This window comes from Kitasatospora sp. NPDC042419 (assembly GCF_056437345.1).
Genome location: NZ_JBWKAW010000004.1, coordinates 441,353 through 462,112, shown reverse-complemented (window position 1 = coordinate 462,112; position 20,760 = coordinate 441,353). Strand labels below are relative to the sequence as shown.

The following is a 20,760-nucleotide window of genomic DNA, read 5'->3' as shown; positions in this document are numbered from 1 at the left end:
GGCGGCGTGGACCCCGCGGCGGAGCGGTCAGCTGTTGACGGCTTGGACATAGTCGGCGTACGCGTCCCTGATTGCGGAAGGGGAGAGGTCGAGGTGCTCAAGGATGGTGAAGCGGCCCGGGCGGGTGTTCGGAGCGTAGTGCACCGCCTCGGTGAACTCCGCCTCGGTGAAGCCGATCTGAGCTGCGGTCACCGGCAGTCCGTGGTGCGCCAGGCGCTCCACGATCAGACCGGTCAGCTCGCGCTCGCCCCGCAGGAAGCTGGCGAAGGCGGCGCCGAGGCCGACCTGCTCGCCGTGCTGGGCGGACCGCTTGGGATACAGCACGTCCAGGGCATGCGAGATCTCGTGGCAGGCCCCCGACGACGGCCGGGTGCTGCCGGCGATGTTCATCGCGATGCCGGACAGTACCAGTGCCTCGGCCAGCGCGGTGAGGAGGTCCTGATCCTGAAGGTTTCCTGGGTGCCGCAGCAGGTTCTCACCGGCCGAGCGGGCCATCGCGACGGCCAGACCGTCGACCGGCTCGCCGGTCTCGGCGTGCGAGAGCTCCCAGTCGGCGCAGGCCGAGATGTTGGAGACGACGTCGCCTATCCCGGCCGCGACGAAGCGCGGCGGGGCGTGCCGGATGACGTCCAGGTCGATCACGATGCCGATCGGGCTGGGCACCCCGTAGGAGCCCCGCCCGGCGTCGTTGTCGAGGGTGGAGACCGGCGAGCAGATGCCGTCGTGGGCCAGGTTGGTGGGGACCGAGACCAGCGGCAGGCCGACCCGGGCCGCGGCGTACTTGGCGACGTCGATGATCTTGCCGCCGCCCAGCGCCACGATGGTGTCGTAGTGGCCGCCGCGCATCGAGTCCGCCAGCCGCACCGCGCTGTCGATGCTGCCGTCGTCGACGCTGTACCAGTCGGCGCCGGGCAGCGCCGGCTCCAGCCGCGCGCGCAGCACCGCGCCCGAGCCGTTGCTGATCGCCACCGCGATCCGGCCCGAGGCGGAGAGGCGCTGGTCCGCGAGGATGCCGCCGAGCGCGTCGAGCGCGCCCGGGCGGATCTCGACGAAGACCGGCGACGGCACCAGCCGGGTCAGTACTGGCACGCGATCTCCCGCGCCTTGGCCAGGTCGGCGTGGTTGTCGACCTCGACCCACGACACCTCGCCGATCGGCTGGACGTCGATCCGCAGGCCGCGGTCGACCATCTCCTGGTAGCCGTCCTCGTAGTACAGCTGCGGGTCGCGCTCGTAGGTCGCGCGCAGCGCGTCGGTGAGGTCGGCGGCGGCGGCCGGGTTGATCACGGTGACGCCGATGTACTCGCCGGTGGCCTCGGCCGGGTCCATGAGCTTGGTGATCCGGCGCATGCCCGCGGCCGGGTCGACGACGACCTTCATCTCCTCGTCGGCGAGCTTCTTCACCGTGTCGAGGGCGAGCAGGATGCCGGGGGCCCGGCCCTCGGCGGTCAGCCGCTCGTTGCCCTCCAGCATGGTGCGCTGCACCGAGGCCGGGTGGACGGTGTCGCCGTTGGCGAGCAGCAGGCCCTCGGCGAAGAGGTCACGGGCGCACCAGAGCGAGTAGGCGTTGTTCCACTCCTCGGCCTTGTCGTTCTCGACCAGGGTGAGCCGGACGCCGTACTTCTTCTCCAGGTCGGCCTTGCGGTCGAGGACGGCCTCCTTGCGGTAGCCGACGACGATCGCCGCCTCGCGCAGGCCGACCTCGGCGAAGTTGCCGAGGGTCAGGTCCAGGACGGTCCGCTCCCCGTCGACCGGCACCAGCGCCTTCGGCAGGGTGTCGGTGTACGGGCGCAGCCGGCGGCCGGCGCCGGCTGCCAGAACGAGGCCGATCATGCGGGTCTCCTGATCCGTCGTGCTGTGCGCCGCCGCGCAGGGCACCGGTCCGCGGGACGGCGGGGCCGGCCCTTCCGGGTGGCGCGCCGGGGCCGCCGAGATGCGGCCGCCGTGTCCTATGTGATGGTAGGCGACCGCGACGACCAGCCCGAACGCGGCCGGGGGGCTGTGCGGCACGCCGGGTGGGTGGCGCGCGGGCACTGTGCGGGCACCGGACGAGCGGTACGGGGCGCCGCGGGGCCGCCGCGGGGCCGCCGCGCGGGGTGCTGTGAAGAAGGGGTGTGGCCGGGGTGCCCGTTTCCGGTCGGCCGGCCTCGCGGTCGAACGCCGGGCGTCACGGTCGAACGCCGGCCGAACAGGTTCCGAACAGGTCTGCTATTCCAACGCGCTCGCACGGCCCTGAAACGGTCCGGGACGGTCGCGATCCTGCCGGTTGTGCGTGGGACCCCATCGGAGCGCCACCCGTACGGCAGACTTGACCGCGACGCCACCGGTGCCGTGGTTGCTCCCATTGCTCCCGAAGCTTCCGAAAGAGGCCTCATGCCCCAGAGTCTGCCGACCGACCCGACGCGCTTCGCCTCGGACACCACGGAGATCGGGACCGGTCTCGACACCGGCCTCGACACCGGTCTCGATGTGGAGACCGACGTGGCGACCGGCGCGGATTCCGCCGGTGCGCCCGCCGAGATCCTGCTGGAGCTGGTCGACGACGAGGGCGTGACCATCGGCACCGCCGAGAAGCTCTGGGCCCACCAGCAGCCCGGGCGGCTGCACCGCGCGTTCTCGGTGTTCCTCTTCGACCGGCAGGGCCGGCTGCTGCTGCAGCGCAGGGCCCTCGGCAAGTACCACTCCCCCGGCGTCTGGTCGAACACCTGCTGCGGGCACCCGTACCCCGACGAGCCGCCCTTCGTGGCCGCCGCCCGGCGGACCGCGGAGGAGCTGGGGGTCGCCCCGGCTCTGCTCTGCGAGGCGGGGACGGTCCGCTACGACCTGCCGGACGAGGCGTCCGGGCTGATCGAGCGCGAGTGGAACCACCTGTTCGTCGGCCTGGTCACCGACCCGGTCCGGCCCGACCCGGACGAGGTGGACGACTACGCCTTCGTCACCGCCGCGGAGCTGCGCGAGCTGGAGGCGGAGCGGCCGTTCTCGGTGTGGTTCCGGACCGTCTTCGACGCCGCGCTGCCGGGGATCCGGGAGATCGCCGGGAACGACTGGTAGGACGCGGCGGCCCGGGACGCGGCGGCCGGCGCGTGGTGCCGGGGGAAGCCGTGTCCGGGGGCCGTACCCGGGGGCAGTACCCGGGGCGGCTGTCAGTCCCGGCCCGGCCCGCGGTCCGGGTCCCTCCGGGGGAGCGGCAGCGAGGCCCAGATCACCTTGCCGCCCTCCCCCGCCTGTTCCACGTCGCAGACCCCGCCGGCCTGCAGCGTGACGCTCTTCACCAGCAGCAGTCCGCGCCCGCCGGTCCGCCCGGTGTCGCTCTCCAGCGCCTTGGGCCGGTACGGGTCGCCGTCCTCGACGGAGACCCGTACCCAGCCGTCCCGGACCGCCAGCTCGGTGGTGACCTCGGGCGAGAGCTCCGCGGCGTGCGTGACCGCGTTGCCGACCAGCTCGGAGACGATCAGCAGCACGTCGTCCACCAGCTCCTGGTAGCGGATCTCCGCCATGCCCTGGGCCAGCAGCCGGTCCCGCACCGCGTGCCGGGTGCGGGGCACCGAGGCCTCCTCGGCCGGCTCGGTGAACCGCCACACCCCCTCGGCGGGCCCGCCGAGGGCCTGCGCCGGCTGCGCGCGGGCCGGTCCCCCGGCCCGCGCGGCCGCGGCCAGCACCGCGGCGGCCACGAGCGCCGCCCCGGCCTCCGCCGCAGCCGCCCCGGCCGCCCCGACCCCTACCGGTCCGGCCTCTGCGGTCCTGGCCCCTGCCTCTTCCTCACTGGTCTGCTCCACGTCCAGCCGCCCTTCGTCCGCGACCCCGGGAATCAGGCGTTCCGCTCATGGCGCCCTCGGTCCACAGAGGCTAGGAGAGCCGCCCTCGGGACCGTGCCACCGTCGACAACTTGCCCGTGTCGGATCGCCCAAGACTGTTTCCGACCGTTCGCCACCCCCAAGACGACCGCTTACCGCCCTCGAACCACCGCTTCGCGCACATCCGCGACCCATGCCTGCCACCCCTCCCATCCCCACCGGGGAAACGCAGGTGAGAAGCACTCCGGAAGCCTGGTAATGTTCTCTTTGTCGCCGAGGGGGCGCCGAGAAAGCCCCCCGAAGCACACACCCTGTCCGGGTGGCGGAATGGCAGACGCGCTAGCTTGAGGTGCTAGTGCCCTTTATCGGGCGTGGGGGTTCAAGTCCCCCCTCGGACACCGGCAATTCCCCTTGGGAACTCGAAAGAGATCCCAAGGGGAATTTCGTTTTTCCCGGTCGGCGCACTGGTCGGCGGGCTGGTCGGCCCACCGGGCACCGCAGCGATACGGCTCCGGGCCGCACCCCCGGGCCACACTCCGGGCGCGCCGCTGTCGTCACGCGGCCGTCGCACGGCCGTCGCACGGCCTCGACCCCCGCCGGAAGCCCGGTCCCGACCCCCGCCGAATGTCCGGCAACGGGACACGGGATGGCAACGATCGGACGTTTTGCGCTGGATCTGAGGTTCATCTGAGGTTTGGCCCGATTTCGCCCCATAAGCTGCTGTCCGTTTGTCCGGAAACACGACGAGATGATGAGACAGAGGACCGATACGTTGAGTGAGCGCGAGTCGACGACGGCATCCCATCAGAACTACCGCCGCTCGCTCGGCACCATCAGCCTCACGGCCGTCGGGCTGGGATCGATCATCGGGTCGGGCTGGCTGTTCGGCGCCGAGCGGGCGGCCCGGCTGGCCGGGCCGGCGTCGATCGTCGCGTGGGTGATCGGGGCGGCGGTCGCACTGACCATCGCGCTCACCTACAGCGAGCTGGGCTCGATGTTCCCCAAGGCCGGCGGAATGGTCCGGTACGGGCAGTACTCGCACGGCTCGCTGGCCGGCTACCTGGCCGCCTGGGCGAACTGGATAGCCATCGTCTCGGTGATCCCCGGCGAGGCGACCGCCTCGGTGCAGTACATGAGCTCCTGGGACTTCGGCTGGGCCAAGGACCTCTACGACGGGCAGGAACTCTCCCTCAGCGGGGTGGCGCTGGCCAGCGTGCTGCTGGTCGGGTACTTCGCGCTGAACTGGTTCGCCATCACGCTGTTCGCCAAGACCAACACGGCGATCACCGTCTTCAAGGTCGTCGTCCCGACACTCACGGCCGGCGCGCTGCTGCTCGCCCACTTCGACACCAAGCACTTCACCGACCACGGCGGCTTCGCGCCGAACGGCTGGAGCGCGGTGTTCACGGCGGTGGCCGTCTCCGGCATCGTCTGGGCGTTCAACGGCTTCCAGTCCCCGCTCAACCTGGCCGGTGAGGCCCGCAACCCCGGCAAGTCGCTGCCCAAGGCCGTGATCGGCTCGATCCTGATCGCCCTGGTGATCTACGTCGCCCTGCAGATCGCCTTCCTCGGCGCCATCCCGTCGGCGGACCTGGCGAACGGCTGGAGCAACCTCGCCTACACCTCGCCGCTGGCCGACCTGGCCATCGCCTGGGGCCTCAACTGGCTCGCCCTGCTGCTGTACGCGGACGCCTTCGTCTCCCCCAGCGGCACCGGCATGATCTACGCCGCCACCACCTCGCGGATGATCCACGGCGTCCAGGAGAACGGCCACCTGCCGTCCGTCTTCGGCCGGGTCGACCGCAAGACCGGCATCCCGCGCCCGGCGCTGGTGCTCAACCTCGTGGTCGCCTTCGGCTTCCTCGCGGTCTTCCGCGGCTGGGGCTCGCTCGCCGAGATCGTCTCGGTGGCCACCGTGATCTCCTACATCACCGGCCCCGTCGCCGTGATGGCACTGCGCCGCCTCGCCCCCGAGCTGCCGCGCCCCGTCCGGCTCCGCGCGATGCCGGTGATCGCACCGGTCGCCATGGTCTTCGGCTCGCTGGTGCTCTACTGGGCCCGCTGGCCGCTGACCGGCAAGGTCATCCTGCTGATGGCCGCCGGCCTGCCGATCTGGGCCTGGTACGAGCTGCGCAAGCCGTTCGCCGAGCTGAAGCCGCACCTGAAGGCGGGTGCCTGGATGATCGCCTACCTGTTCGTGATGGCCGCGGTCTCGTGGGCCGGCTCCACCGAGTTCGGTGGCGAGGGCTACCTCCCGGAGGGCTGGGACCTCCTGGTCGTCGCCGCGATCGGCCTGGCCTTCTACGCCTGGGGCGTCCGCAGCGCCTGGGCCAACCCTTCCCTCGACGCCGTGAAGCGCGAGATGGCCGCCGAGGCGGAAGCCGCGCGGGCAGGGTCGGGTGAAGCCGGAGCGGCCGGCGAGGCCGGAGCCGGGCTGCCGCACCAGGCCGGCGAGGCCTCGCGGGTCTGACGGGCCTGACGGGTCCGACGGGCCTGACGAGTCCGACGGACCTGGCGGGCGGGGTGCCGCCCGGACGACCACGGCGCGTGGTGCTCGGAGCGCCGGTCGGGAGTGATCCCGACCGGCGCTCCCGCATTTTCACAGGGGGGGCAGGAATACCGATTTCGTTGCTCAGGGGGCAATAGTTTCATCATCTTCCATTCACCCGGCGGCGGCTGCCAGCATCGGCGGACCGTCACCGCCTGAGGGAGATGCCGATGAACCGCCCCCGTCCCCTGCGCTGTCTGGCCGCACTGGCCCTGGTCGCCCTGGCCGCCACCGCCTGCGGGCGTTCCGATCGGGGTGCCGCACCGGGCCCCGCCGCCCGACCGGACACCGCCGGGAAGAGCGCCGCCGAACTGCTGCCCGGCAGCTACAAGCAGGCCGGCGTCCTGAGAGTGGCAACCGCCGTCGGATATCCGCCGATGGAGATGTACAAGCCCGGCACCACCGAACTCACCGGCGTCGACCCCGACCTCGCCGCGGCGATAGCCGGCAGGCTCGGGCTCAGGCTGGAGATGACCAACGCCTCGTTCGACGGGCTCATCCCCGGGCTCCAGGCCGGCCGCTTCGACCTGGTCATGTCCTCGATGACCGACAGCGAACAGCGCCGCCAGGCCGTCGACTTCGTCGACTACTTCCGCACCGGCGGGGTCGTCATGACCAGGAAGGACAACCCCGAGGGCATCAAGTCGCTGGAGGACCTCTGCGGCAGGTCCGTCGTCCTGGCGAAGGGCAGCTCCAACCTGGAGATCGGCGAGCAGCAGAACGCCAAGTGCGCCACCCGGATGACCATCTCGCAGAGCGAGGACGCGCCGAGCGGGCTGCTCCAGCTGGACAGCGGGCGCGCCGTCGCCACCATCGTGGACTACCCCGTGGCGCAGATGTTCGCCCAGAAGAACACCGCCTACCAGGTACTGCCCGAGCAGTACGGGACCGCGCCGTGGGGCATCGCGGTCGCGAAGAAGGAGAGCGGCCTGCGGGACTCCGTGCACCGGGCGCTCCAGGAGCTGATCGACTCGGGCGAGTACCGGCAGGTGCTGGACCGGTACGAGGTCGGCGGCAGCGCCGTGGCCGAGGCCACCGTCAACACGGTCGGGCAGTGAGTGCCGTGGCGGGCGGCGAGGTGGGTACGAGAGCCGGGTCGGGAGCGGGGACGGGGGCCGTCGGGAAGGTGGCGGTGCGCGAGGACGAGCTGGCGTTCCAGGTGACCGGGCGCCCCCGGCCGGGCCGCTGGGTGGCCATCCTGGCCGCGGCGTTCACGGCGGTCTGGCTCGCGTACACGATCATCGTCAACCCGAACCTGCACTGGGACGTCATCGCGGAGTACCAGTTCGACGGGGTGGTCCTGGAGGGTCTCTGGGTCACCGTTCAGCTGACCCTGATCTCACAGGTGGTCGGCATCGTGATCGGCGTGCTGGCGGCGGTGATGCAGCTGTCGGACAGCCCGGTGCTGCGGACCACGGCCGGCGCGTACACCTGGTTCTTCCGGGGGACGCCGCTGCTGGTGCAGCTGATCTTCTGGTTCAACCTCGCCCTGCTCTTCCCCGAGATCGGCATCGGGATCCCGTTCGACGGGCCGAAGCTGGTCAGCTGGCAGACCAACGCCCTGATCACCGGATTCGTCGCGGCGCTACTGGGACTCTCGATCAACGAGGGCGCCTACATGTCGGAGATCGTCCGGGCCGGCATCCAGAGCGTGGACCCCGGGCAGCGGGAGGCGGCGGCGGCCCTGGGCATGTCCGACCGGCAGATCCTCACCCGGGTGGTCCTGCCGCAGGCGATGCGGGTGATCATCCCGCCCTTCGGGAACCAGTTCATCTCGATGCTGAAGACCACCTCACTGGTGTCGGTGATCGCCGGCGCCGATCTGATGACGGTCTCGCAGCACCTGTACCTGGCCAACTTCGAGGTCATCGCGCTGCTGGTGGTGGCGTCGATCTGGTACCTGGTCCTGACCACCATCGCCAGCGTCGCGCAGCACGCGGTGGAGCGGCGGTTCAACCCCGGGGCGGCGCAGGCGCGCCGGCCGCTGGGACAGCGCGTGCTGCGGAACCTGCGGCCGGGCGGTGGCGGGAAGACGAACCGTCCGGGCGGCAGCGGGAAGACGGACCGTCCGGGCGGCAGCGGGACGGCGGACCGTCCGGGCGGCAGCGGGACGGTCGGCGGACCTGGCGGCGTCGGGAAGGGGACCGGGAACGGCATGGAGCAGACGGAGAGGGAGTCGGGGAAATGACGGTGGCCACGGACGAGGTGATCCTCGCGGCGCGCGGAGTGAGCAAGCGTTTCGGCGATCTGGAGGTGCTGCGCGGGATCGACCTGGAGGTCCGCTCCGGGGAAGTGCTCTGCGTGATCGGGCCCTCCGGGTCCGGCAAGTCCACCCTGCTGCGCTGCTTCAACCACCTGGAGAAGATCGACGCCGGACGGATCACGGTCGACGGCGAGCTGATCGGCTACGAGCCGCACGGCCACGGCGGAACCACCCTGCGCGAGCGGCGCCCCCGGGACATCCAGCACCAGCGCGAGCGGATCGGCATGGTGTTCCAGCGGTTCCACCTCTTCCCGCACCGGACCGCGGTGCAGAACGTGATGGAGGGCCCGGTCGCCGTCAAGCGCCGCGGCCGGGCCGAGGCCGAACGGCAGGCCCGCGAGCTGCTCCGCCGGGTCGGCCTCGCCGACCGTGCCGACCACTACCCCGCCCAGCTCTCCGGCGGCCAGCAGCAGCGGGTCGCGATCGCCCGCGCCCTGGCCATGGAGCCCACCCTGATGCTCTTCGACGAACCCACGTCCGCGCTCGACCCCGAACTCGTCGGCGAGGTACTGGGAGTGATGCGGGACCTGGCGCGCAGCGGGATGACGATGATCGTCGTCACCCACGAGATGGGGTTCGCCCGCGAGGTCGCCGACCAGGTCGTCTTCATGGACCAGGGCGCGGTCGTCGAGGCCGGCCCCCCGGACGAGTTCTTCACCGCCCCGCGCCACGAGCGCACCCGGTCCTTCCTCGCGACGGTGCTGTGATGGGAGCCGTGATGAACGTCGAACTGCTCGTACGCGGCGGACTCCTGGTGGACGGCACCGGAGCACCCGCACGGCCCGCCGACCTCGCGGTCACCGACGGGCGGGTCACCGTGCTGCCCCCGGGCGCGGCGGTCGGGGCCCGCCGGGCCATCGACGCCCGCGGGCGGGTCGTCACCCCCGGATTCATCGACGTCCACACGCACTCGGACGCGCTCGCGGCGGTGGGCCGGGGGTCGGGCTCGGGGTCGGGCTCGGGGTCGGGTCTGGGCTTGGGCTTGGGCTCGGGGTCGGGGTCGGGGTCGGGTTCAGGTGCGGGCTCGGCTGGAGCCCCGGACGGGTACGCGGGTCGCGGCCCGCGCGGGGCCGCCGGGGAGGCCGGCGGAGCCGGGGACACCGCGTGGGACGCCGCCGAGGACACCGCCTGGAACGCGTTGGAGGAACTGCGGCTGGCCCCGCTGCTCCAGGGCGTGACGACCGAGATCAGCGGCAACTGCGGCAGCAGCCTCTTCCCCTGCCTCCCCGAACGGCTGCCGGAGCTGGCCGACCACCTCCGCGTCACCTTCGGGATCGGCCCGGTCCGCCCGGCCGAGGACTTCACCGCCTTCGCCGCCGGCCAGCGGCCCGAGCTCCGCCGCAACCACCTCGCGTCGCTGGTCGGCCACGGCACGCTGCGGGCCGGGGTGATGGGGTTCGCCGACCGCCCGCCCCGCCCCGCGGAACTGTCCGCGATGTGCGAGCTGCTCGACCGGGCACTCACCCAGGGCGCGGCCGGACTCTCCACCGGTCTGATCTACCCGCCCGGCACCTACGCCGACACCGAGGAGATCGTCGCGCTGGCCAAGGTCGCGGCCCGGCACGGAAAGCCGTACGTCACCCACCTGCGGGACGAGATGTCGCAGGTGGAGAAGGCCCTGGAGGAGGCGCTGGAGATCGCCGAGCGGTCCGGCGCACCGCTCCAGGTCTCGCACCACAAGACGGCCGGCCGGCACGCCTGGGGCGCCACCCTGCGCACCCTCCCCCGGCTGGAGCAGGCCCGCGCGGCCGGGGTCGACGTGCTCTGCGACGTGTACCCCTACACCGCCGGCAGCACCGTGCTGCAGGCGATGCTGCCGCCGTGGACCAGCGAGGGCGGCGTGACCGCACTGCTGGCGCGGCTGCGCCGGCAGGACGTGCGCCGGCGGATCCGGGCGGACATCGCGGGCGGGGTGGCCGACTGGGAGAACACCGTCGGCAACGGCGGCTGGGATCTCATCGCGGTCGCCGCCGCCCCCGCCCGGCGCTCCGCGGAGGGTCACCGGATCGCCGAACTGGCGGCCGCCGCAGGCGTCGACCCCGTCGACTACGTCTGCGATCTGCTGCTCGACTCGCACGGGGAGGTGACCATCATCAGCCACTCGATGCGCGAGGACGACGTCCGCCGGGTGCTGGCCAGCCCGCTCTCGATGATCGGCTCGGACGGAGTGCCCAAGCCGGGCCGCCCGCACCCGCGTTGGGCAGGAAGCTTCGCCCGGGTGCTTGGCCACTACGGCCGGGACGAGGGACTGCTGCCGCTGGAACTCGCGGTGCACAAGATGACCGGACTGCCCGCCGAACGGTTCCGGCTCACGGGGCGCGGCGTCCTCCGGGACGGCGCGGTCGCCGACCTGGTGGTCCTGGAGCCGGACGCGGTCCGCGACGCAGCCACCTTCGAGCGGCCGCTCCTGCCGCCCGACGGCGTGACCGCCGTGGTCGTCGCCGGGCAGGTCGCCGTCCACGACGGCCGGCCGACCTCGGCACGGGCCGGAGAGGTGGTGCGGGTCCGATGAGCCTCGCCCAAGTGGCCGCCGCCGCACGCTCGGCCGCGGCACTGCCGCTGACGCTCGCCGTCGCGGCGGTGGATGTGGACTCGGATTCCGACGTGGGTGCGGGTGTGGGCTCGGGTACGGGTACGGATGCGGGCGGGCGCTCAGGGCCGGGCGCCGGTGCGTCCGTGCGCTTCGGCGGCGGCAGCGCCGTCGGAGTCCACGACACCGTCGAGCTGCCGGTCGCCAGCGCGTCCAAGCTGCTGCTGCTCGCCGAGATCGCGCGCCGGCTGGACACCGGGGAACTGCGGCCGGACACCGTGGTGCCCATCGCGGAGGAGGACGTGACCGGCGGCACCGGGCTGCTGCGGCGGCTCGGACGACGCGCCTGGACCGTCGAGGACCTGGCCTGGCTCACGGCCTCCGTCAGCGACAACACCGCGACCAACACGCTGCTGCGACTGGTCGGTCTGCCCGCCACCGCGCGGCTGGCCCGGGAGCTGGGCCTGACCCGGCTCGCCCTGCACGACCGGGTCCGCGACGAGCGCGGTCCCGGGACACCCCCGGTGTTCGCCACCGGCACGGCCTGGGACCTCGCCCGGCTGGTGGCACTGGCGGTCCGGGGTGAGCTGGCCTCCCCGGGTGCCTCGCGGCGACTGCTGGAGTGGATGCGCTCCAACACCGACCACGGACTGGTGCCGGCGCTGGTCCAGCACGACCCGTACGCGGAGTGCTTCCCCGAGCCGCTGCCGGGCGGCCTCCTGGTGGCCAACAAGACCGGAACCGACAGCGGAGTACGCGCCGACGCGGGCGTACTGATCGGCACCCGCCGGGTGGCGTACGCGGTGGTCGCGCACTGGGACGTGACACTGGGGCCGAGCACCGAGCGCGCGGCGGTGCACGCCGTCCGCGAGGTGGGACGGGCCCTGGCGGCGGGCGCGCTGCGCGGGGAGCCGGCGACGTGCACACTGCTGCGGCAGCCGACGGCCGGGTGAGGCACTCACCTGCGCGCGGTGCGGGGGCAGGGCCGTGGCAGACGCCGTGGCAGACGGAGGACGGGGCTGGTGACCGTCCGAAGGCCGGGGGCGGGAGTCAGCTGGTGCCGGGGGCTGGGGGCTGGGGCTGGGGCTGGGGCTGGGGGCTGGGGGAAAGCCGGGGGGCCGGGAAGGCCGGGGGCGGGGACGCCAAGGGCCGGGGACGCCGGGGGCCGGGAAGGCCGGGGGCGGGGACGCCAAGGGCCGGGGACGCCGGGGGCCGGGAAGGCCGGGGACGCCGAGGCAACGCCCATCGGAGGTGCCGCTCACGGCCACTGGAGTTCGAGCAGTGACCGCACCTCCCCTGCGGCCGCGCGCAGTTCGTCGAGACAGGCCCGGACCGCCGGGTTGCGGTTGGTGGCGCGGGTCGCGACACCGATCCGGCGGTGCAGCTGCGGGTGGTCCAGGCGGCAGACGTGCACCCCGGCGCTGTCGGCCAGGCCGAGCGCCGGGATCAGCGCGACGCCCATACCGGCCCGGGCGAGGTTGATCGTCACCTGGTAGTGGTCGCTGCGACAGCGCACCTGCGGGCGGAACCCCTCGGCGGCGCAGGCCCGTTCGAGCACCGGCTCACCGGTCGAGCCGCCGTGGGTGCCGATCCAGCTCTCCCCCTCCAGCTCGGCGAGCCGGACCAGTGAGCGCCGGCCGAGCCGGTGCCGGAGCGGGACCACCACCAGTTGCGGCTCGTCGAAGTACAGCTCCACCTCCACCGTCGCCTGACGGCTCGCCTGCCGGATCCACGGATCGAGCGGGTGCTCGAAGACCACCGCCGCGTCCAGCCGGCCGGCCTCGAGGTCGGGCAGCAGCTCATGCGGCTGACCCATGATCAATTCCAGTTCGACCTGTGGGTTCCGGGCCGAGAAGGCCGCGAGTGCGCGCGGCAGCAGGTCCAGTCCGGCGGACGCGAAGAAGCCGAGCCTCAGCACGCCGGCGGTTCCCTCGGAGTGGGCCCGCAGGTCGTCCTGGGCGACGGCCATCAGATCCGCGATCGCCTGGGCGTGCTCGGCCAGCCGGACGCCCGCCGGGGTCAGCCGCAGCGACTGCGGCGCGCGCTCGACCAGGGCGACGCCCAGTTCCTGTTCGAGGCGGGCGAGCTGGTGGGAGATGGCGGAGGGGCTCAGGTGCAGGGCCTGTGCCGCGGCCACGATGGTGCCCCGGCGGGCGATCTCCAGCAGGACGAGCAGACGGGCGCTGTTCAGCATCGGGCCAGGGTAGGTCATCAGGGCTGGTCAGGAGCGGTTCAGGGCCCGGAGCGGGCGGGCGGGGCGGGGCGCCGGTGGTTCGCGCGCGAGCGTGCGCGAGCGGCAGGCTCCGAGCAATGACGGCGGGCGGCCGAGCGGACGGAGAAGCCGACAGGCGGGCGGGCAGGCAGGCAGCCCGACCTTGGGCCTGGGCAGCTGGGAAAAATATGTAGACCGATCGGCAGATTCAGCTGCCTTATGTAGACCGGTCGACATATTCATGCAGAACGGGAAGCGACCCACTCTCCCCGACCCGGCGTCGTGGATGCCCGCGGAGTGAAAAGTCGGACCAGCCGACTTCCCACTCCGCGGCGACGCGAGGATCTTTGCAAAGGACCTATGTAGACCGGTCGGTAGATTCGCCTATGTAGACCGGTCGACATATTCGATGTGGCCTCGTGTGCCGTTTCCGCCCCCGGGCCGGTGGGGGCCGAGCGGGGGCCAAGCGCGGGGCCGAGCGCGGGGCCGAGCGGGATGCTGGGCCGGCAGGTGCCCGCCGGTCAGGCTCCGGCCGAGCGGCGGGCGGCCACCAGGTCGGCGGCGGAGCGGTGCCAGGCGGGCACCGGACCGGGGTCGCCCGCGGGCCCGCCGGCGTCCAGGCGCAGCAGGTCCTCCTCGGTCTCCCGGCGTACCACCTCACGGGCCACGCCGTCGCGGACGAAGACCACCGCGGGGCGGGGCAGCTTGTTGTAGTTGGACGCCATCGCGTACCCGTACGCGCCGGTGACCGGGGTGGCGAGCAGGTCGCCGATCCGCAGGCCGGACGGGAGTGCCGCATCGTCGATGATCACGTCGCCGCTCTCGCAGTGCTTGCCGACCAGGCGGACGCGGAGCGGGCGGGGCGCCTCCGGGCAGCGGGGCAGGAACGCCTCGTAGCGCGCGCCGTACAGGGCCGGACGGAGGTTGTCGCTCATCCCGCCGTCCACGCTGACGTAGGTGCGGACGTCCGGGATCCGCTTGACCGTGCCCACCCGGTAGAGGGTCAGCCCGGCCCTGGCGGCGATCGAACGACCCGGCTCGACATCGAACTCCCTGGTCCAGCCCGCACCGCGGACCGCCGCCCGGACCCGTTCGGCCCAGACCGCGAACGACGGCGCGCTCTGACCCGTCTGGTAGGCCACGCCGAGGCCGCCGCCGACGGTCAGCCGGGCCACGCCGGCGTCCACCGCGAACCGGGCCACGGCGGCTGCGCCGTCGGCCAGTTCGGCCGCGTCCAGGACCTGCGAGCCGACGTGGGCGTGCACGCCCTCCAGCCGGACGGCGGGCGAGGCGACGGCACGGCGGACGGCCGCCGCGGCCGCGCCGTCGGTCAGGCCGAAGCCGAACTTCGAGTCGTGGCCGCCCGTGCGGATCGCCTCGTGGGCGCCGGCCGCGACGCCGGGTGCCACCCGGAGGCGGACCCGGGCGGGCGGCAGCCCCTCCTCCGCGACGAGGCGCTCGATCCGGTCGAGTTCGTCGAAGCTGTCCACGACGACGTGGTGCACTCCGACCGACAGCGCGGTGCGCAGCTCGCCCTCGTCCTTGTTGTTGCCGTGCAGCACGATGCGCTCCGGGGCCACCCCGGCGTGCAGGGCCACCCGCAGTTCGCCGCCGGAGGCGACGTCGAGCAGCAGTCCCTCCTCGGCGGCGAGGCGTGCCATCGCGGTGCAGAGGAAGGCCTTGGAGGCGTAGGCGACGTTGCCGGGGCCGAACGCGGTGACGGCTTCGCGGCAGCGGCGGCGCAGGTGTTCCTCGTCGTAGACGAAGAGCGGGGTGCCGTACCGGCGGGCCAGTTCCGCGAGCAGGACCCCGCCGACGGCGAGCCCGGCGGGGCGGGCCTCGGCGGTGAGCGGCAGCAGCTCGGCGTCGACGGGCGACTGGGCGGGCGACTGGGCGGGCGAGACAGACGACACGGATTCCTCCCGGCGGGCTGGTTCGTCAGCAATCCTCAGCCCGGGGAGAGCGAGCGGAAAAGCGCATTCTTCCGGCGGTCAGCGGTACGGAATTCGATGCTCGGAGGAGGCGGGAGGCCGGGAAGCGCCAGGCACGGGCGTCGGGCACGGGCTCACCGCGCGGGCGTGCGGGCCTGCGGGCGGGCGGGCGAGGCCTCCGCCCGGCCCGGACGCACCGATGCCGGCGGCCGCACGCCCCTCCCTGCGGGGCGTGCGGCCGCCGGCGGGTGTTCCGCAGCTGCCCGGCGGGTCAGCGGGTCAGTCGCGGCGGGCGCGCCGGATGGCGGAGGTGACGACCGGGGGGAGGAGGTCGCCCGCGACCCGCTTGGCCACGTTGGTGGGGCGGCGGCGCTCCGCGGCCTTGGCCCGGCGTTCGGTCAGGTCGAGGATGGCGGCCTCACGCTCGCGTTCGGCCTCGTGGAGGGCCTCCTGGGCGGCCCGCTCGGCTTCGCGGTTCTCGGCCTCGGCGGCCAGCCGGGCGTGGTGGCGGGAGACCTGGAACGGTGCGGCGCCCTCCGAGCTACCGCCTATCCGCACCAGTCGGTGCCCGGCGACTGCCTCGTTGGTGATGTCGCAGTGCGGGAGGGTGCCCCGGCGGGCGAGCAGGTCGCGTTGGGCGGGCTCCGGATCGCCCCAGGTGCCGTAGAACTTGGTGTCGGTGAGCACGATCGGCCTGAGCCCGTGGTTGAACACGGCCTCCCAGGTGGCGGCGGCGACGCCGGGGGTGTGCGCCGAGCGGTAGTCGTCCATGACCACCACGCCCTGCGGCGCCAGCGCGGTGCGGGCCACCACCAGGTCGGAGGCCACGTGCTCGTAGAGGTGCGAGGCGTCGATGTGGATGAAGCGGAAGACCCCGGCCGGGATGCGGCCGCCGGCCAGCGAGGAGGTGGGCGCCTGGACGATCTCCGGCAGCCGGTCGTGGAAGGAGAGGTAGTTCGACTCGAAGGCCGTCCGGGTGAGCGTCTTGCGGTAGGACATGTCCATCTCGGCGGCGTTCTCGTCGTCCGGCGCGTCCGAGTCGAACAGGTCGCAGACCGTGAAGCTCTCCCCGGGCTGCAGGTGGGAGCCGATCACGATGGCACTGCGCCCGAGGTAGGCGCCCATCTCCAGCAGGTCCCCGCTGAGTCCTGCGGCCTCCTGCCGGCCGAGGAACCACTCGAAGAGGTGACGGTCGTGGTCCCAGAACCAGCCTGGGACGTCATCGAGCACGGCCGGCTCGGCGGGCCGCTGCTGATCAGTGCTGAGTGCGGTGTCGGTCACGTGGTGGCTCCTCACACAGTACGACCGGCCGTCTGCCGCGCTTCCCGGTCCGGGTGCGCCGCTGCAGGTCGGTGACGGGTCTTCGCCGGCTCGCCGACCGGGTCGGACGGTAAACCGGGCGTGAACGCGGCTCAACCTGCTGCCAACGGTAGTCCCGGGCACCCGAGTTCGCTGCAATCTACCGGTCGCCGAGCGGAGTTGGAGAGAAGTATGAACAAACAATTTCGCCGCCCGACGACTTCGTGGACGGACGTGATCAATGGCGCTCGGGCGGCGGAGGAGCGTTCATCCATATTGCCGCCAGGTCGCCCGATTTGTCACCACAACAGGGGATGATCTTCACCCTGTCGGCGCACGGGGGCGGGGACCGGGCCGTTCGCGGTTCACCCGACCGGGTTCACACCGCGGCAGGCCCCGGCGGGACCGGTCCCGACGAGGGCCCACCTGCCCTTGCGTCCGGCGGTTCGCCCACCGTTGACTGTCCCCTGGACGGGTGCCGGCCGACGGCGACCGGACGCGACGAGCGAGAGGAACGGGACCGGTGGGGAACGCGGAGCAGAGCGGGCGGCCCGAGCGCGACGAGACGCGCACCGCGTACGGCACCGGGCCGGGCGACGGGCCGGGCGCCGGGCCCGCGACGTACGGCGACCAGTACGTCGACGGCGCCTGGCGGCCCTCCCTGGACAGCGGCACGATCCCGGTGCTCGACCCCGCGACCGAACGACTGCTCGCCACCGTCCCGGCGGGCGGCCCGGCCGACGTCGCCGCCGCCGTGGCAGCGGCCCGCCGGGCGGCGCGGGCCTGGGGCGCCACCGCCCCGGCCGAAAGGCTGGCGCCACTCACCCGTCTGCGTGACGGTCTGGCCTCGCACCAGGAGGAGATCGCCGCCACCGTGGTCGCCGAACTCGGTGCGCCGACCGGCTTCGCCACGGCCGTGCACGCCGCCCTCCCGCTGGCGGTGGCGGACTCGTACGTGACACTGCTCGACGGGTACCCGTTCGAGGAGCGGGTCGGGAACTCGGTCGTGCACGCGGAACCCGCCGGGGTGGTCGCGGCCGTCACGCCCTGGAACTACCCGCTCCACCAGATCGTGGCCAAGGTCGTGCCCGCCCTGGCGGCCGGCTGCCCGGTCGTCCTCAAACCGGCGGAGGAGACCCCGCTGGTGGCCCGGTTGTTCGCCCGGCTGGTCGACGAGGCGGGCTTCCCGGCCGGGGTGTTCAACCTGGTGACCGGGGTCGGCCGGGTGGCCGGCGCGGCGCTGGTCGGCCACCCGGAGGTGGACGTGGTCTCGTTCACCGGTTCGACGGCGGTGGGCCGGACCGTCGCCGAGACCGCCGGGCGCGGCATCAAGCGGGTGGCGCTGGAACTGGGCGGCAAGTCCGCCAACGTGGTGCTGCCCGGCGCCGACCTGGCCCGCGCGGTCAACGTCAACATCGCCAACGTCTTCGCCAACTCCGGCCAGACGTGCAGCGCCTGGACCAGGCTGCTGGTCCACCGCGACCGGTACGAGGAGGCGCTGGCGCTCGCCGCGAAGGCCGCCGGCAAGTACGTCCCGGGCGACCCGGCGGACCCGCTGACCCGGATCGGCCCGGTGGTCAGCGCCCGCCAGCGCGAGCGGGTGCGCGGCTACATCACCGGCGCGCTCGCCCAGGGCGCCCGGCTGGTGGCCGGCGGCCCGGAGGCCCCGGAGGGCCTCGCCACCGGCTTCTACGTCCGCCCGACCGTGCTCGGCGACGTGACCCCCGACATGGCGGTGGCCCAGGAGGAGGTCTTCGGTCCGGTGCTGGCCGTCCTCGCCTACGACGACGAGGACCACGCGGCCGAACTGGCCAACGGCACCGAGTACGGCCTGGCCGGCGGCGTGTGGGCCGCCGACACCGAGACCGCCGCCCGCTTCGCCCGCCGCCTCGACGCCGGCCAGATCGACCTCAACGGCGGCCGCTTCAACCCCCTTGCCCCGTTCGGCGGTTACAAGAGCTCGGGCCTCGGCCGCGAACTGGGCCGGCACGGCCTGGAGGAGTTCCTGCAGTACAAGTCGCTGCAGTACTAAGGCCCGGCCCGGGCCGGGCCGCGTGAACGGGGGAGGTCTCCCGGCCGCGCGAGCGTGTCGATAGGATCACGGCCCCGGACGGGGAGGTCGGAGCGAGATGTCGACGGTAGGACCGCGGATACGCCTGGGCGGCGACGGTGCGTGGCTGGAGCTGGCCCGGACCGGCGAGGACGCGTGGCGGGTCACCGCCGACTGGTGCTCGGCGCTGACCGCCGACTTCACCGCCCACGTCACGGACGAGGAGGCCGCGGACTTCGCCGCGCGGATGCTCGCCCACCTGCGCGCCCCGTCGGACCGCTTCTCCGCAGAGGTCACTCCCGGCCGCAACAACCCGCTGGCGCTGAGCGCCGAACCCGTCGGGAACGGCTTCGCCTTCGTCGTCTGCCTGACTCCCAACGGCGACGGCGGCGGGTGCCGGCTCGACATGGAGATCGGTCCCGTCGGGGCAGCCGAACTGGCCGACTCGTTCGACGCGTTGCACACGTCGCTGACGCGCTGAGCGGCCGCCCCGACGGCTGAGCGACGGCTCCGACGGCTCGGTCGGACCGTGCGGTTCGGGGGCGAGTCCACGAGGCGCGACGCCCCGGGGTGCGGGGCCGGGTGCGGGGCCGGTGGGGCTCGCACCCGGCCCGCACCGGCCCCGCACCCCACCGTCCCCACACCCGGGGGGGTGACTACGCCAGGTCGACGCCCGGGTAGAGGGGGAAGCCGCCGAGGAGGTCGGCGGCGCGCTTGGCGATGCCGTCGGCGACGGCGGGGTCCAGGACGTACTGGGCCTTCGAGGGGGCGCCGGCGGCGGTGGTGGCGGGGGTGGTGGCGCGCAGCACGGTGTCGATCAGGGCGGCGATCTCGTCCATCTCGGCGACGCCCAGGCCGCGGGTGGTGAGCGCGGGGGTGCCGATCCGCACGCCGGAGGTGTACCAGGCGCCGTTCGGGTCCTGCGGGACGGAGTTGCGGTTGGTGACGATGCCGGAGTCGAGGAGCGCCGCCTCGGCCTGACGGCCCGTCAGACCGTAGCCGGAGACGTCGGCGAGGACGAGGTGGTTGTCGGTGCCGCCGGTGACCAGCGTGCCGCCGCGCCGCAGCAGGCCCTCGGCGAGCGCCCGGGCGTTGTCGACGACCCGGCGGGCGTAGTCCTGGAACTCGGGGCGGCGGGCCTCGGCGAAGGCGACCGCCTTGGCGGCCATGACGTGCGAGAGCGGGCCGCCGAGGACCAGCGGGCAGCCGCGGTCGACGTGCTCGGCCAGTTCGGAGGTGCAGAGCACCATGCCGCCGCGCGGACCGCGCAGCGACTTGTGGGTGGTGGTGGTGACGATGTGGGCGTGCGGGACCGGGTCGTGGTCGCCGGTCAGCACCTTGCCCGCGACCAGGCCGGCGAAGTGCGCCATGTCGACCATCAGCGTCGCGCCGACCTCGTCCGCGATCTCGCGCATCCGGCGGAAGTCGACCAGGCGCGGGTAGGCGGAGTAGCCGGCCACCAGGATCAGCGGGCGGAACTCGCGGGCGGTGGCGCGCAGCGCGTCGTAGTCGATCAGGCCGGTGGCCGGGTCGGTGCCGTAGCTGCGCTGCTCGAACATCTTGCCCGAGATGTTGGGGCGGAAGCCGTGGGTGAGGTGGCCGCCGGTGTCCAGGGACATGCCGAGCATCCGCTGGTTGCCGAGCTCCTGGCGCAGCTGCGCCCAGTCCTGCTCGGTGAGGTCGTTGACGTTGCGGACCCGGGCGCGCTGGAGCGCGGGGCTCTCGACCCGCTGGGAGAGGACGGCCCAGAAGGCGGTCAGGTTGGCGTCGATGCCGGAGTGCGGCTGGACGTAGGCGTGCTCGGCGCCGAACAGGGCGCGGGCGTGCTCGGCGGCGATGGCCTCGACCTCGTCGACGTTGCGGCAGCCGGCGTAGAAGCGGCGGCCGACGGTGCCCTCGGCGTACTTGTCGCTGAGCCAGTTGCCCATGGCGAGCAGGACGGCCGGGGAGGCGTAGTTCTCGCTGGCGATGAGCTTGAGCGAGGCGCGCTGGTCCTCGATCTCGCGGCCGATGGCGGCGGCGATCCGCGGCTCGACCTCGCGGACGACGTCGAGGGCGGAGCGGAACGCGGTGTTGGCGCTGGGACTGGCGGCCGTGTGGGGCTGCTGGGCCATGGCGGTCTCCTGGAGGGAGG

The 20,760-nt window shown here is 73.3% G+C and carries 16 protein-coding genes and 1 tRNA gene; 10 read left to right on the top strand and 7 right to left on the bottom strand.

The window, feature by feature from the left end; all coding sequences use genetic code 11:
• Positions 1–27: 27 nt before the first annotated feature.
• Together AC067J_RS11850 and AC067J_RS11845 are read right to left on the bottom strand one after the other, a co-directional pair.
• Positions 28–1,089, bottom strand: coding sequence for an iron-containing alcohol dehydrogenase family protein (locus AC067J_RS11850; RefSeq protein ID WP_478298060.1), 1,062 nt, complete (start codon positions 1,087–1,089; stop codon positions 28–30).
• Positions 1,077–1,832, bottom strand: coding sequence for a phosphocholine cytidylyltransferase family protein (locus tag AC067J_RS11845; RefSeq protein WP_478298058.1), 756 nt, complete (start codon positions 1,830–1,832; stop codon positions 1,077–1,079). The genes AC067J_RS11850 and AC067J_RS11845 overlap by 13 nt, the downstream gene beginning before the upstream one ends.
• A 540-nt stretch (positions 1,833–2,372) precedes the next feature.
• Between AC067J_RS11845 and idi the strand changes: the two genes are divergently transcribed.
• Positions 2,373–3,050 carry an isopentenyl-diphosphate Delta-isomerase gene (gene idi / locus AC067J_RS11840; RefSeq protein ID WP_478298056.1) on the top strand — a complete coding sequence of 226 codons (678 nt, stop codon included), beginning with the start codon at positions 2,373–2,375 and terminating at the stop codon, positions 3,048–3,050.
• Positions 3,051–3,142: 92 nt separating this feature from the next.
• On the opposite strand, the gene AC067J_RS11835 is transcribed toward idi, so the two are convergent.
• Positions 3,143–3,580 (bottom strand): ATP-binding protein, encoded by a 438-nt coding sequence (locus tag AC067J_RS11835; protein WP_478298190.1) that lies wholly within the window; start codon positions 3,578–3,580, stop codon positions 3,143–3,145.
• 526 nt (positions 3,581–4,106) lie between these two features.
• On the opposite strand from AC067J_RS11835, the gene AC067J_RS11830 reads away from it, so the two are divergent.
• The 7 genes from AC067J_RS11830 to AC067J_RS11800 all read left to right on the top strand — a co-directional run bounded on the left by AC067J_RS11830 (position 4,107) and on the right by AC067J_RS11800 (position 12,087).
• Positions 4,107–4,191 (top strand) — tRNA-Leu (locus AC067J_RS11830).
• A gap of 374 nt (positions 4,192–4,565) precedes the next feature.
• On the top strand, positions 4,566–6,263 hold the full coding sequence (locus AC067J_RS11825) for an APC family permease (RefSeq protein WP_478298054.1): 1,698 nt from the start codon (positions 4,566–4,568) through the stop codon (positions 6,261–6,263).
• Positions 6,264–6,511: 248 nt separating this feature from the next.
• Entirely contained in the window at positions 6,512–7,399 is an 888-nt protein-coding gene (locus tag AC067J_RS11820; RefSeq protein WP_478298052.1) for an ABC transporter substrate-binding protein, read from the top strand.
• The gene (locus AC067J_RS11815; protein WP_478298051.1) at positions 7,396–8,529 is read left to right on the top strand and encodes an amino acid ABC transporter permease; all 1,134 of its coding nucleotides are present in this window, start codon (positions 7,396–7,398) and stop codon (positions 8,527–8,529) included. Before AC067J_RS11820 ends, AC067J_RS11815 begins: the two co-directional genes overlap by 4 nt.
• Positions 8,526–9,311 carry an amino acid ABC transporter ATP-binding protein gene (locus tag AC067J_RS11810; protein WP_478298049.1) on the top strand — a complete coding sequence of 262 codons (786 nt, stop codon included), beginning with the start codon at positions 8,526–8,528 and terminating at the stop codon, positions 9,309–9,311. Before AC067J_RS11815 ends, AC067J_RS11810 begins: the two co-directional genes overlap by 4 nt.
• A complete protein-coding gene (locus tag AC067J_RS11805; RefSeq protein WP_478298048.1) occupies positions 9,311–11,116 on the top strand; it encodes an N-acyl-D-amino-acid deacylase family protein in 1,806 nt (601 codons plus the stop codon). The genes AC067J_RS11810 and AC067J_RS11805 overlap by 1 nt, the downstream gene beginning before the upstream one ends.
• Entirely contained in the window at positions 11,113–12,087 is a 975-nt protein-coding gene (locus AC067J_RS11800; RefSeq protein WP_478298046.1) for a serine hydrolase, read from the top strand. Before AC067J_RS11805 ends, AC067J_RS11800 begins: the two co-directional genes overlap by 4 nt.
• Positions 12,088–12,392: 305 nt before the next feature.
• Here AC067J_RS11800 and AC067J_RS11795 read toward each other — a convergent pair whose 3' ends face one another.
• The 3 genes from AC067J_RS11795 to AC067J_RS11785 form a co-directional block, all read right to left on the bottom strand.
• A complete protein-coding gene (locus AC067J_RS11795; RefSeq protein ID WP_478298044.1) occupies positions 12,393–13,328 on the bottom strand; it encodes a LysR family transcriptional regulator in 936 nt (311 codons plus the stop codon).
• A gap of 539 nt (positions 13,329–13,867) precedes the next feature.
• Complete coding sequence (gene lysA / locus AC067J_RS11790; protein ID WP_478298042.1) at positions 13,868–15,259, bottom strand: diaminopimelate decarboxylase; 1,392 nt, start codon at positions 15,257–15,259, stop codon at positions 13,868–13,870.
• Between the two features lie 297 nt (positions 15,260–15,556).
• Positions 15,557–16,558, bottom strand: coding sequence for a class I SAM-dependent methyltransferase (locus AC067J_RS11785; RefSeq protein WP_478298040.1), 1,002 nt, complete (start codon positions 16,556–16,558; stop codon positions 15,557–15,559).
• A gap of 679 nt (positions 16,559–17,237) precedes the next feature.
• Between AC067J_RS11785 and AC067J_RS11780 the strand changes: the two genes are divergently transcribed.
• Both AC067J_RS11780 and AC067J_RS11775 read left to right on the top strand, forming a co-directional pair.
• Positions 17,238–18,608: an aldehyde dehydrogenase family protein gene (locus tag AC067J_RS11780; protein ID WP_478298188.1), complete on the top strand. Its 1,371-nt coding sequence runs from the start codon at positions 17,238–17,240 to the stop codon at positions 18,606–18,608.
• Between the two features lie 97 nt (positions 18,609–18,705).
• A complete protein-coding gene (locus AC067J_RS11775; protein ID WP_478298038.1) occupies positions 18,706–19,107 on the top strand; it encodes a hypothetical protein in 402 nt (133 codons plus the stop codon).
• Positions 19,108–19,282: 175 nt separating this feature from the next.
• Here the strand turns inward: AC067J_RS11775 and AC067J_RS11770 are convergent, their stop codons facing one another.
• Positions 19,283–20,740 carry a glycine hydroxymethyltransferase gene (locus tag AC067J_RS11770; protein WP_478298036.1) on the bottom strand — a complete coding sequence of 486 codons (1,458 nt, stop codon included), beginning with the start codon at positions 20,738–20,740 and terminating at the stop codon, positions 19,283–19,285.
• Positions 20,741–20,760: the final 20 nt, after the last annotated feature.

What these genes read in the sequence shown, in the direction of transcription:
- AC067J_RS11845 (WP_478298058.1), bottom strand. Translation starts at nt 1,832, where the DNA reads ATGATCGGCCTCGTTCTGGCAGCCGGCGCCGGCCGCCGGCTGCGCCCG.
- idi (WP_478298056.1), top strand. Translation starts at nt 2,373, where the DNA reads ATGCCCCAGAGTCTGCCGACCGACCCGACGCGCTTCGCCTCGGACACC.
- AC067J_RS11820 (WP_478298052.1), top strand. Translation starts at nt 6,512, where the DNA reads ATGAACCGCCCCCGTCCCCTGCGCTGTCTGGCCGCACTGGCCCTGGTC.
- AC067J_RS11810 (WP_478298049.1), top strand. Translation starts at nt 8,526, where the DNA reads ATGACGGTGGCCACGGACGAGGTGATCCTCGCGGCGCGCGGAGTGAGC.
- AC067J_RS11805 (WP_478298048.1), top strand. Translation starts at nt 9,311, where the DNA reads ATGGGAGCCGTGATGAACGTCGAACTGCTCGTACGCGGCGGACTCCTG.
- AC067J_RS11800 (WP_478298046.1), top strand. Translation starts at nt 11,113, where the DNA reads ATGAGCCTCGCCCAAGTGGCCGCCGCCGCACGCTCGGCCGCGGCACTG.
- AC067J_RS11795 (WP_478298044.1), bottom strand. Translation starts at nt 13,328, where the DNA reads ATGCTGAACAGCGCCCGTCTGCTCGTCCTGCTGGAGATCGCCCGCCGG.
- AC067J_RS11775 (WP_478298038.1), top strand. Translation starts at nt 18,706, where the DNA reads ATGTCGACGGTAGGACCGCGGATACGCCTGGGCGGCGACGGTGCGTGG.
- AC067J_RS11770 (WP_478298036.1), bottom strand. Translation starts at nt 20,740, where the DNA reads ATGGCCCAGCAGCCCCACACGGCCGCCAGTCCCAGCGCCAACACCGCG.